The sequence below is a fragment of the Brenneria rubrifaciens genome, from assembly GCF_005484945.1.
Classification (GTDB): Bacteria; Pseudomonadota; Gammaproteobacteria; order Enterobacterales; family Enterobacteriaceae; genus Brenneria; species Brenneria rubrifaciens.
On the sequence record NZ_CP034035.1, the window covers coordinates 3,265,405 to 3,278,212 of the forward strand.

Genomic DNA, 12,808 nt, shown 5'->3' on the forward strand with positions numbered 1-12,808 from the left:
GAATGAAAAATCAGATCAAAAGTAAACTCAGGCTGAAGGAATAATTAACGTCTGACCTAACTGCACGGTTCCTGAACTCATATCGTTTGCCTGCTGAATCGCTTTCATGCTGACGCCATAGCGAGCGGCAATCGTACTCAGGCTATCGCCACGCACCACTTTATGCTTCACGGGCGCAGCTTTTTTCGTACTTGTCGTCGAAACCGGCGGTTTGGCGCCTGTCACGGGGATCGCTAAACGTTGCCCGACCCAAACGATATCCTTGTTCAGCCTATTCATCTTGCGGATCGATGCCATGCTCACACCATAACGCGTCGCGATGGCAGACAACGTTTCACCACGCACAACGGTATGTCGGGTGGTGGCATTGCTCCCCATATCCCCGCTGCTTTTATCTGCCGGCGTGGTGACGGCGGCAGACGTTTTATTTGCCGCCGACTGAACCCTGGGGCTTTCCTGCTTTGGGGCAGATTGCAACGGATGGGTCTGGAAATAGCTTATTAGTCCTTGATAAACCGCATAGGCGATTTTCTCCTGATAGGCGTTACTTCCCAATAAACGTTCTTCTTCTACATTGCTGATAAACCCGGTTTCAACCAATAACGACGGAATATCCGGCGAACGCAGCACGCCCAGACTGGCGTGTTCAGGTCGGCGTTTATGCAATCTGCCGACGCGTTGCAGCTCACGCAACACGTTGGTCGCAACGTCATACCCTACACGCTGCGAATGCCCGAACTGCAAATCCAATACCGCCTGACTTAAATACGGGTCGGCGCTGTTGTTGGCCAGCAAATCGCCCGCTCCGCCCAGTAACTCAGACTGTTTCTCATGTTGTTCCAGCCAGGTCGCCATTTCGCTGTTCGCCCGGCGGTTTGACAACACCCACACTGAAGCGCCGGTCGCGCTGCGATTCGGCGCCGCATCCGCATGAATCGACACCAGAATATTAGCGCCCTGTCTACGCGCGACGTCCGAGCGTCCCATCACCGAGACAAAATAGTCGCCATCACGCGTGAGTACCGGTCTGAAGGCGGGATCGCGGTTCAGTAAGGTTTGTAGTTTACGCGCAATGGCAATGGTGACATTCTTTTCGCGCAGTCCGTTCAATCCTATCGCACCGGGATCTTGTCCACCGTGCCCTGCATCAATGGCAACCACCACCCGTTCACTGCTCTCCGTGGCACGCGCAGGCATCACGGCTGACGCGTTGCTGTTAACGACCCCCGTTGGCTTGTTGGCAAACGGGTTTTTAGCCGGCTCAGATGTCGCCGGACGCTGCTGAACGGAAACAGTCGGCGCATTTCTCGCCGCCGTTTTCGGTTTATTCCCCGTCATGGTGAAGACCACGGTATAGCCGGAGTCTGTTTTCTGCGTCACCGCGCGGGTTTTGGCGGGCCGGGTCAAATCCAGCACTAAACGCAGGCTTTTCGCATCTTGTGCATTACTGGTGCGAATACGTTTAATCAGATTTTGTCCGCTGAAATCCAGCGGCAGCCCCTGAATTAAAGCGGTCTGGCGAATATCAATCACCACCCGGGCAGGGTTACTGAGCGGAAAGAACGCATAGATGGGCTGCCCGCTAAAACTCAGGCTAACCGTCGCCTGACCGGAAGCGTTATCCACTTTAATATCAGACAGATTGGCCGCCCAGCCCGTTCCGGCAAGCGTTAACCACACACACAGCAACAGTTTGATCATACGGCTCATCATGGCGCGTTTATCCCTGTCTGATCGACCATCCGTTGCAGAATGGCCTCTCCCTGCGCCGATACCGCGGACAGGTCAGCCTGTCGACCTTGATCCTGATAGTGCAGACGCAGTTCGACATCGGCGTCGGGCAATACCCCCGTCCCTTGCTGAGGCCACTCAATCAGACAGATAGCCTCCTGATCCAGATAATCGCGTATCCCCATAAATTCAAGTTCTTCCGGGTCGGCAAGACGATAGAGATCGAAATGATAGACCGCCAGTGGTGAAAGGTCATAAGGTTCGACGAGTGTATATGTCGGGCTTTTTACGTTCCCACGATGACCGAGCGCCTGTAAAAAACCGCGGCTGAACGTAGTCTTCCCCGCCCCAAGATCGCCATACAGATGAATAACGCTGACACTATCGCAAGCTATAGCCAGTGCCGCGCCCAACGCGAGGGTTGCTGCCTCATCCGGCAGAGGTAATACGATTTTTTTCATTCTTTCTTTTCTAAGGGTATCCGCTCTGGATTCACATATTGGGACAATACAGGCATCAGCTCGGTTGCCAACATACCTCGGGTTCCGCGTCGCTCGGCCAGCCAGTCGGCCGCCGCACCATGCGCGACGCAGCCTGCGCAGGCCGCATCATACAACGGTAACTTTTGGGCCAGCAAACCGCCGATGATACCAGCCAGCACATCTCCCATGCCGCCGGTCGCCATACCCGGATTACCCACATCAGCAATGGCAAGCTGCCCTTGCTCGCTGGCAATCACCGTTCCCGCGCCTTTTAACACCACAACGCCACCATAGCGTTTTACCAGTTTTTGAGCTGCAAGTAAGCGATCACTTTCAATATCGGACACACGGCAATTCAACAAACGGGCCGCTTCTCCAGGATGTGGAGTCAACACGCGATTCTGCCGTTTATGCGGATTGATTGCCAGCAGGTTAAGCGCGTCCGCATCCCATAACATGGGTTTGTTACAATTTTCCGCCAACCGTAGCGCATTTTTCCCCCACTCATCCTGTCCCATACCAGGGCCAATCACCACAACATCCGCCCACTCAAGCCCTTGCCGCAGCGTATCCGTCGTCAGCTCCTGCGCCATCAGTTCAGGACGGGCCGTCAACAATGCCGGCACATATTGTTTGTGAGTGAGCACTCGCACCAGTCCCGCGCCAGCTCGCAGTGATGCTTCTCCCGCCATCAACACCGCGCCTCCCATGCCGTTGTTGCCCCCAACGATCAGCAGCCGGCCATTGTCGCCTTTATGGGACGCCGGACGCCGTGGCGTTAGCCATTCCACCAGCGCTGGCGCAGCAAGTCGCTTGACTGGAGCATTCTGTTCCGCCAGCCAGCTTGATAGACCCAGTGCGCTACAGTGTAGTTGCCCTACACGATCGCGCGCGTTTCCCGTCAGCAAGCCCGGTTTCAGCGCAATAAACGTGACCGTATGTGCCGCGCGAATGGCTTCGCCCGCACACCAGCCCGTTTCCGCATTTAACCCGGAAGGCACATCGAGCGAGACAACCGGCGCAGGGTGAGCGTTTGCCTGGGCGATTAACGTGTCGTAGGGCGCGCGCGGCGCGGCAGAAAGACCCGTTCCCAGCAGTCCGTCAATGATCAGATCGACAGCGTCAGGCCATACCCCGTCAGCATCATGAACTTTCCCGCCCTGAGCCAGCCACGCCTGACGCGCCGCCTGCGCCTGCGCAGGCAAAGGCCGCTGCCCGGAACAGGCAATCACATGCGGCGTTATCCCGGCAGTGAGCGCAAGCGTTGCGACCACGTAGCCATCACCGCCGTTGTTGCCGTGTCCGGCAAGGATCAGCCAGTGCCGGGCCGAGGGATAAGATTGGCAAGCAATCTGAAATGCCGCTTCGCCCGCACGCTGCATCAGCGTGCTTAGCGTGACGCCCGACTCGCTGGCGGCGCGCGTTTCTTCATCACGCAGCCATCCTGCGCCAAATACCGCGCACGGCAAAGCGTCCGCGCCCCGTTGTTGGTGGTCACTCATCGCGTCTCCTGGAGGGGCTAATGAATGACTTCAACTTAGCAAGCAACTGACGTAATCGCCAGACTTAGCGCCGATTGGGATCGTCTGTTAGACGGCGCGCCTACAAAGTCGGCCAGCAAAAGGTAATGTGGTAAAGTAAGCGAGTGTTTATTCTTCTTACGGTTAGTCATGTCATACCCCTACGATCTCGGTGAATTAGCGCAACTTATCAAGCAATGGGGCCAGGCACTGGGATTCCAGCAAATCGGTATTTGTGACACGGATCTGTCCAAAGAAGAGCCAAAATTACAGGACTGGCTAGATAAGCAATATCACGGCGAAATGGCGTGGATGGTTCGCCACGGCATGCTGCGCGCCCGCCCGCATGAGCTGCTGCCGGGAACGCTGCGAGTCATCAGCGTTCGCATGAACTATCTCCCCGCTCAAGCGGCTTTTGCCAGTACGCTGAAGAATCCTCAGTTGGGCTACGTCAGCCGCTACGCTCTCGGCCGCGATTATCACAAGTTGCTGCGCCAGCGCCTTAAGAAGCTCGGCGATCGGATTCAGAACTATTGCGGAGAGCTGAATTTTCGCCCGTTCGTCGATTCCGCGCCGATAATGGAGCGTCCGCTGGCCGCCAAAGCGGGCATTGGCTGGATTGGCAAACACTCACTTATACTCAACAGAGCATCCGGCTCCTGGTTCTTTCTCGGCGAGTTGCTGATCGACCTGCCGTTGCCGGTTGATCAACCACAGGAAGAACAGTGCGGACGCTGCGTCGCCTGTATGACAACTTGCCCCACCGGGGCAATCATCGCGCCTTATACCGTGGATGCCCGACGCTGTATTTCTTACCTGACAATTGAACTCGAAGGTCCGATTCCCGAAGAACTCCGCCCATTGATGGGTAATCGTATCTACGGTTGTGATGACTGCCAGTTGATTTGCCCCTGGAACCGCTTTTCACCGTTAACCGAAGAGGCGGATTTCAGCCCGCGTGCAGCTTTACATGCACCGGAATTGGTGACGCTATTTTTATGGAGCGAAGAAAAATTTTTGCGAATAACGGAAGGTTCGGCAATTCGCCGCATCGGTCACGTCCGTTGGTTGCGCAACATCGCGGTCGCACTCGGCAACGCGCCTTATCAGGATCATATTGTGCTGGCATTGCGCAATCGCCTCGGTGAAAGCGAATTGCTGGATGAACATATCCATTGGGCGATTAAACAGCAATTGACTCGCCACGCCGAACAGGGAATTGAGGTTCAATCTCCGCAGAAAAAAAGGCTGATTCGGGCAGTTGAAAAAGGCTTACCGCGTGATGCCTGAAACATAGGCGTCCAGGTCGTCAATTTTCACCCCAGCCTGTGTATAAATATAAAAAGTCTTTGACAATCAATTGTCACAAAAAGTACAAGCGATCGAGATAATGTTTTATAATTAATTTTTATCATTATTTATCAATAGAATGAAAAATATCGCATCGTCAACAAGACAAGGTCGTGAGTAAAACACTCACAGACAGCCTGTGGATAAGTCTGTTCAAAAAATTATGATTTTTTATATGAATTAATAAAAGGGGAGTAATTACAAGGATAAAAATTAGCCATAAAACAGAGAACAGGAAACCGATAAGCATTCGCTGTGAATACGTTGATTATCATCATTTTCCCCGCATCCTGCGAATCAGAGTGGCGGCATTATGGAGTGGTTGCCGACCATTGACAAGCCCCTCCATCATTTTTACCCATGAAAAAAACATCAGGAACGTCTTATAGGCATCGCTTGCGCCTTTAAAACAAAAAGGCCCATTGAGCAATGACTCAATGGGCAAAGGCACAGAAACACCAAGAAAAATGTGGCAATGCATTACGCAGCCATTGCCTGTGTATATCTCAATATAACAAGGATGGGGTGTTAGCTATCAAATCAACCATACCGGCAGTTTGTCGCCGATGTGGTCAATATCACACCGCGGGCTGTGTTCTTATCAGGTAATCAAACGCACTCAGCGAAGCTTTTGCGCCTTCACCTGTGGCGATAATGATCTGTTTATACGGGACCGTAGTACAGTCGCCGGCGGCAAATACGCCTTTGACGCTGGTTTCGCACTTGGCGTCAATTTCAATTTCGCCAATCCGGTTACGGGCTACCGTACCTTCCAGCCAGCCGGTGTTGGGCAACAGACCAATCTGGACGAAGATACCTTCCAGCGGCAGTTCGTGCTGCGTATCGCTCACGCGATCTTTATAGGTCAGGCCGGTCACTTTCTGTCCATCGCCCTTCACTTCCGTGGTCTGCGCGTTAAGAATGACATCGACATTCGGCAGGCTACGCACCTTATCCTGCAATACGGAGTCCGCTTTCAGTTCCGGTGCGAATTCCAACAGGGTAACGTGCTTGACGACCCCGGCCAGATCGATCGCCGCTTCCACGCCTGAGTTACCACCGCCAATCACCGCCACATGCTTGCCTTTAAACAACGGGCCGTCACAGTGCGGACAGTAAGTCACACCACGGGTGCGGTACTGATCTTCGCCCGGTACGCTCATGTTTCTCCAGCGTGCGCCGGTCGCAATGATCACGCTACGGGATTTCAATACTGCGCCGGAAACGGTTATCACCTGGTGTGGCGCGCCCGGTTCGCTACCTGGGATCAGTGCTTCGGCACTCTGGGCATCAATTACATCAACATCATAGTCATCAACGTGGCTTTTCAGCGCGGTTGCCAGCTTCGCGCCTTCCGTTTTCGGCACGGAAATATAGTTTTCAATGTCCACGGTATCCAATATCTGGCCGCCAAAACGCTCGCCCATCAGACCGGTGCGAATCCCCTTACGAGCGGAGTAAACCGCCGCCGCCGCGCCCGCCGGGCCGCTGCCGATGATCAGCACATCGTACACGTCACGCTGATTCAGTTTCTCAACCTGTTTTGCGCCCGCGCCGCTATCAATCTTGGTCACGATCTCAACGAGGCTCATCCGCCCCTGGCTGAAATGCTCACCGTTGAGGAACACGGTCGGCACGCCCATGACGTTACGACTCTGGATCTCATCCTGAAACACGCCGCCGTCAATCGCGGTGTGGCTAATATTCGGATTCAGAACGGCCATTAAATTCAGTGCCTGCACCACATCAGGGCAGTTGTGGCAGGACAACGAGTAATAGGTTTCAAAATGGAATTTACCGTCAAGATGACGGATTTGATCGAGTAATTCTTTCGTTTCTTTTGACGGATGTCCCCCCACCTGCAACAACGCCAGAATCAGCGAGGTAAACTCGTGTCCCATAGGCGCACCGGCAAAACGCGGGCCGCTCTCAGAACCTGGGTTGGTAATCAGGAATGAAGGCTTACGCACTGCCAGGGTGTTGTTTTCAATAAAACTCACCTGTTCGGATAACCCAGCGATCTCGGTCAGTAGCTCTCTTACTTCAGACGATTTAGCTGATTCATCCAGAGTCGCAATCAACTCAACAGGCTTGGTTAACTTTTCCAGATAGGCTTTCAACTGAACTTTCATATTATTGTCGAGCATGGGTTATCCTCAGTGCAGAAAAATCGGGTGCCTGGCACCCGATAAAAACATCAATGTGTTCAATGGGCCTGTGTTAGATTTTACCAACCAGATCCAGAGACGGAGCCAGCGTTGCCTCACCTTCTTTCCATTTGGCTGGGCAAACTTCACCTGGGTGAGCAGCAACGTACTGAGCCGCTTTCACTTTGCGCAACAGGTCTGACGCATCGCGACCGATACCTTCTGCAGTGATTTCCACAGCCTGGATAATGCCTTGCGGGTCAACAATGAAAGTACCGCGGTCAGCCAGACCTTCGGCTTCACGCAGGTTTTCAAAGTTGCGAGTCAGTTGACCAGTCGGGTCGCCGATCATGGTGTATTTGATTTTGGCGATAGTTTCAGAACTGCTGTGCCACGCTTTGTGAGTAAAGTGGGTATCGGTGGAAACAGAGTAGATTTCAACGCCGCGCTGTTGGAATTCATCGTAAAAATCAGCAACGTCGCCCAGCTCAGTCGGGCAAACAAAAGTAAAGTCAGCCGGATAGAAGAAGAACACACTCCATTTACCTTCGATATCTTTCTCAGTCACTTCGATGAACTGACCGTCTTTGAAGGCCATGTTTTTGAATGGCTTAACTTTAGTATTGATTACAGACATCACTTTATCCTCATGTGTGTTTACATGAGGTGTAAAGTACAGAATTGTGACCGACATCACCAATCCGTTGTCATTATTGAATCGATAAGTAATACCTTACTTAGCGATACGCCGGGCCTATTATGGACAGTTATTTAGCGCTCGCGCAGCGCTTCTTTGGTGCGGTTGAACGGTTTGATTAAGTAATCCATCACCGTTTTCTCACCGGTTTTGATATCCACCGTGGCAATCATCCCCGGCACAATGGAAAAACGGCGACCGGCCTTATTTTGCAGATAGTCCTGGTCGGTGAGAATAAATACCCGGTAATAGAAGATCTCCGGTTTGACTTCATCCTGAATCGTGTCCGGCGAAATGGTTTTTACCACGCCGCTCAACCCACCGTAAATGGCATAATCGTAAGCGGTGATTTTCACCAGCGCTTTTTGGTCGGGATGAATAAACGCGATATCCCGTGGCGACAGGCGCGCTTCAACCAACAGGCGGTCATCTACCGGAACAATTTCCATAAGATGACCATTGGGCGCGATCACCCCGCCGATGGTGGTCACCTGGATATTTTTCACAATACCTCGCACCGGTGAACGAACCACCAAACGTGTAACGGAGTCCGTTCGCCCTCTAATCACTTCCGAGAGCATATTCACCTCCGCATTGGCTTTGGCCAGCTCCTCGCGCGCCTGGACATAATATTGTGAACGCAGATCGGTCAGTTTCAGATCAAGCTCCGCTTTCTGGCGCCGCAGACGCAAAACCTCCACATGGCTCGCCGCCCCGGTTTTCACTAACCGTTCGGTTATCGTCAGTTCGCTCTCAACCAGTTCCAGCGCTTTTTTTATCTGTGATTCGGCGTCCTCAAACTGTGCGCGGCGACTTTTATAGAGCCGGGTCTCCGCCGCGATCAGTTCCGGCCAGTTGCTTAACGTGTCCGGGAATGTTATCGGTTCGTTGTTAACCTCCGCGTTCAGGCGGTTGCCGGCGGCAAGCGCGGCCCGATAGCGGGCGGCGCTCTCACCCACGTTGGACTCCTGGCGGGTCGGGTCCAATCGCGCTACCACCGTTCCGGCCTCCACCAGATCCCCCTCGCGGACTTTCAGTTCCGCCAGAATCCCGCCATCCAGCGACTGTAAAGTCTGTTCGCGCATACTGGGGACCACTTTCCCGCTGCCGGTGGAAACTTCGTCCAGCGTGCCAAACCATGCCCAAATCCCCGTCGCCAGCAGCAACAGCGCGGTGATCACAATGATCCGCACCGCACCTGTGTACCGGTTTTCACGGTCATATTCGTTTTCCAGGTCATCAATTATGTATTCTTTCATCCTTTGACTCCTGACGGCCGTTTTGGTGATGACCCGTATTCAGCGCCTGGTCTTTCGGTTCATCCATCACCAGTTGTCCTTCTCTCAATACGATGATGCGATCCACCAGTTCCAGCACCGCGACGCGATGGGTCGCCACCACCAACGTGCGCCCGCCCAGCCAGTTGGCGAGGCGCTGAATAAATTCCCGTTCGGTATGTTCATCCAGGGAGGAGGTGGGTTCATCCAGCAGCACAATATTCGGATCGCGCAGCAGCATGCGCGCCAGCAGGATCGACTGCCGCTGGCCGCCGGAAAGCCCGATCCCGCCCTCCATCAACGGGTGATCCAGCCCCAGCGCCAGTTTTTTCACAAAACGATCCGCGCCACAAACTTCCAGCGCGGCAAAGATCTCCGCGTCGCTGGCGCGGGGCGCGCCCAGCGTCAGGTTTTCGCGCAAGGTGCCAAAAAATAGCCGGGCGTTCTGGGTTATCAGGCCAATGTTGCGACGCACATCCTCCATATCGATATGCGCCAAGTTAAGGTTATCGAGCCGTAGCTCGCCTTCCACCAACGCCATACCGCCAGCCATCGCATGAAGCAGGGTGGATTTACCGGCGCCGTTGGCCCCCAGAATCGCCACTCGCTCTCCAGCGCGGATTTCCAGTTTGGCGATTTTTAGCGCGATGACGCTATCTTCAATGTGGTAGCGGAACGCCGCGTTCAGGAACTGGTAATGACCATACAACACATCACAATGCACTTTGCTTTCATCATGGCCGTTCTCCACCGGCAATTGCATGACGTTGTCCAGCCCCTCTTTCGCGGCTTTGACCTGCTGCCAACGCGCCAGTACGCTGCACAGCGTGGTCATCGGCGCAATCATGCGCGACGACAATAACGAAGCGGCGACAATCGCCCCGGTGGTCATCCCGCCTTCAATCACCAACGGTGCGCCAATCATTACCACCAGCGCGTACACCAGCCCCTGAACACTCACGCCCCAGCTCATCAGCCACTGAGTAAGTTTACGACTGCGCACCCCGGATTCGGCGCTGATACGAATATAGCTGTTCCACTGCTGCTGAAAACGCCCTTCCGCCTGCATCAGTTTGATATCTTCCAGACCCTGAACGCTTTCCACCAACACCGCGTTACGCAGCGTGATTTCTTGGGTGGACTGACGCGCCAACTGCGCCAGTTTCTTTTGCATCAGCAGGCAGGGCAGGATCATCAGCAGCGCCGCTACGGGGGCGATCCAAGAGAGCGACGGCGCGATGATCGCCAGCACCAGTAAAAACAGCAGAAAGAACGGCAGGTCCACCACTGCGGAAACCGTGGTGGAGGTGACCATTTCGCGGATCTGCTCCAGTTCACGGAGCTGGGAAATAAAACTCCCGGTAGATCGCGGAATGGCGCTGTTACGTAATCGCAAGGCATGGCCAAACACGCGGTCGGAAACGCGGAGATCCGCACGTTTACCGAGAATATCCATAATGTGCCCGCGCCCCAGCCGCAACAGAAAAGAGAAGATCACCGCGATCAACACGCCAATCGCCAGGACATACAGCGTCGGATAAGATTGCGCCGGGATCGCGCGGTCATACACCTGCATGGAAAACAGAATTCCGGCCAGCGACAGGAGGTTAACCAGCAACGAAGCCAACATCACATAGCCGTAAGGTTTGAGATCCCGCAGCACCAGTTCCCATAACCAGTCCGGGCGGTAATCCTTCAGATAATATCCGGCACGGCTGTCTTTCACCGCCGCCGACGGCCTCAGCGCCACCACATAGCGGATCTCCGGCAAAAGCTTACTCAGGGCCAGCCGGCTAAACGGGTTACCGTCCGCCATAAAACAGACACTGACGGTGTCCTGACCGTCAAACTGTTCGATGACGACCACCTGGCCGCTGATCAGTTGTACCACCAGCGGCAGACGCCAGGCGGCGATATCCTGATTCCCCTGAAGGACGCGAGCCGTCAACCCCGCCTGGCGCGCCAGATTTTGCAATGCGCGGAGGAGCGGCTGCCCTTCCTGCCACCGCGTGCTAGCTTTGATTGCGCCTGGTGAAAAAGCCAGCCGATAGTGACTGCCCACATAAGTGATGGCGGAGGCCCAGCGCGACAAAGAGTGCGCATCGTTTTTCGGCACCGCATCATCCTTTGCATCGGTAAACCGCTTCATGGCTGGATCTCCACAGTCTGGATAGTGCGATTATTCAGTGCGAACGCACTGCGCATCTTGCCGGTGCTGTATAGGCACTGGAGTTGCAGTTGGTGAAGCTGGATCAGCGTTTGCTGTTCGGTAAAGCGCGCCTGAAACACCTCCTGTTCGGCGTTCAGCACATCCAGCAACGGCCGGGTCCCCAACTCCAGATACTGTTGTTGATAGAGCTCGCGGGTTTGCTTGCCCAGCTCCTGTTGCCGTACCTGGATTTGCAGAGTCCGCGCCAAGCTTTCGGCTTCGTTTTGCGATTCCGTCAGTTGCTGGCGCGCGTCCAGCCGCGCGGCCTGCACCGCAGCGTTGGCGGCTTCGCGCGAGTGCGCCGCCGCATTACGGCTGGCGGTTAACCGGCCCCCCTGATAAAGCGGCATTTCAACTTTTACCCAGGCGGAATATTGCGTGCGATCCAGCGTTTCACTGTTGGCGTAACGGTCATTCAGGTAGTGGCTGACTTCCGGCTGCAATGAGATCGTGGGGAGCATCCGGGCATTGGCTTCATCCAGTTGCGCCTGGGCTTTGTTGGCCTGGGCGTAAGCCGCTAATACCGCCGGTATCAGCCGGTCATCCGGCTCGCTAACCTCGCAGGCGCGTTGCAGACTTTTCGGGAAATCGTCACTGACCTGCTGGATGCGCTCCCAGCCCAAACTTGACGCGAGCGTCGCCCGCCAGCGGTCGAGATTGGCCTGATACTGTAGCAGCGTCGAGCGCGCGCCTTCGATACGCGCCTCGGTCTGCACCACATCCGACAGCGAACTGGCGCCCTCATCGTTGCGCTGACGCGCCAACCGGCTGATATTGTCAAGGGCCGTCAGTTGCTCTCTGGCTACCTTCACCAGTCTCTGATAGCCCTGTACCTGGACGAGCGCCGAGGCGGTATTAAGCGCCACCGTATCAATACTCACCAGTACGTTGGCCTGCTGCTGCGCCACGCCGGCGTTGGCGGCGCGCACCTGACCCTCCACCTTACCGAAGTCATACAACATCTGAGAAATTGACAATACCAGCGACGGGCTAAAGCCGCTGTTGCTATATGTATTTGTTATCCCGTTGTTAATACCGCCATTGACTTGCGGATAATATTGCGATCGCGCCACGTCGACCGCTTCCGATTGCTCGAACAACTGCCCGATAGCTTCACGAATATTCGGATGCCAGGAGACGGCGCGTGCGACCGCAAGGCGAATATCAAGGCGTTCCGGCGCACGGGAAGCGACCGGCGGCGCAACCGGGCCGGAAAGCGAAGGCAATTGCTCCCGATAAATGATCTGCCCGGTGCTGATAACACCTGGCGGTAACGCCGCCCGCGCAGTGCCGACACCGTTGTAAATCCCCCCGACTGATGCCAGCAAACACGCTAATCCCATCGTATATTCACAACTGCCTTTCATATCAATACCTAAAAAAAATCAATAATAT

At 54.7% G+C, this 12,808-nt stretch carries 9 protein-coding genes; 1 reads left to right on the forward strand and 8 read right to left on the reverse strand.

Annotated features, from left to right (window positions below; translation table 11 throughout):
- Window positions 1–27: 27 nt before the first annotated feature.
- The 3 genes from amiB to nnr are packed head-to-tail and all read right to left on the reverse strand — an operon-like array spanning window position 28 to window position 3,715.
- Window positions 28–1,713, reverse strand: coding sequence for an N-acetylmuramoyl-L-alanine amidase AmiB (amiB, locus tag EH207_RS14750; protein WP_137714682.1), 1,686 nt, complete (start codon window positions 1,711–1,713; stop codon window positions 28–30).
- Window positions 1,710–2,192, reverse strand: a complete 483-nt coding sequence (gene tsaE / locus EH207_RS14755) for a tRNA (adenosine(37)-N6)-threonylcarbamoyltransferase complex ATPase subunit type 1 TsaE (protein WP_137714683.1) — start codon at window positions 2,190–2,192, stop codon at window positions 1,710–1,712. Before tsaE ends, amiB begins: the two co-directional genes overlap by 4 nt.
- Window positions 2,189–3,715, reverse strand: a complete 1,527-nt coding sequence (gene nnr / locus EH207_RS14760; protein ID WP_137714684.1) for a bifunctional ADP-dependent NAD(P)H-hydrate dehydratase/NAD(P)H-hydrate epimerase — start codon at window positions 3,713–3,715, stop codon at window positions 2,189–2,191. Before nnr ends, tsaE begins: the two co-directional genes overlap by 4 nt.
- Window positions 3,716–3,883: 168 nt before the next feature.
- On the opposite strand from nnr, the gene queG reads away from it, so the two are divergent.
- Complete coding sequence (queG, locus tag EH207_RS14765; RefSeq protein ID WP_137714685.1) at window positions 3,884–5,023, forward strand: tRNA epoxyqueuosine(34) reductase QueG; 1,140 nt, start codon at window positions 3,884–3,886, stop codon at window positions 5,021–5,023.
- Window positions 5,024–5,661: 638 nt separating this feature from the next.
- On the opposite strand, the gene ahpF is transcribed toward queG, so the two are convergent.
- From ahpF to EH207_RS14790, 5 genes are all read right to left on the reverse strand, one after another.
- A complete protein-coding gene (ahpF, locus tag EH207_RS14770; protein ID WP_137714686.1) occupies window positions 5,662–7,230 on the reverse strand; it encodes an alkyl hydroperoxide reductase subunit F in 1,569 nt (522 codons plus the stop codon).
- A gap of 73 nt (window positions 7,231–7,303) precedes the next feature.
- Window positions 7,304–7,867, reverse strand: a complete 564-nt coding sequence (gene ahpC, locus EH207_RS14775; protein WP_137714687.1) for an alkyl hydroperoxide reductase subunit C — start codon at window positions 7,865–7,867, stop codon at window positions 7,304–7,306.
- A 134-nt stretch (window positions 7,868–8,001) separates the two neighbouring features.
- A complete protein-coding gene (locus EH207_RS14780; RefSeq protein WP_137714688.1) occupies window positions 8,002–9,186 on the reverse strand; it encodes an HlyD family type I secretion periplasmic adaptor subunit in 1,185 nt (394 codons plus the stop codon).
- Window positions 9,167–11,353, reverse strand: coding sequence for a type I secretion system permease/ATPase (locus tag EH207_RS14785; RefSeq protein ID WP_137714689.1), 2,187 nt, complete (start codon window positions 11,351–11,353; stop codon window positions 9,167–9,169). Before EH207_RS14785 ends, EH207_RS14780 begins: the two co-directional genes overlap by 20 nt.
- A complete protein-coding gene (locus EH207_RS14790; protein WP_377805029.1) occupies window positions 11,350–12,780 on the reverse strand; it encodes a TolC family outer membrane protein in 1,431 nt (476 codons plus the stop codon). The genes EH207_RS14785 and EH207_RS14790 overlap by 4 nt, the downstream gene beginning before the upstream one ends.
- Between the last annotated feature and the right edge of the window lie 28 nt (window positions 12,781–12,808).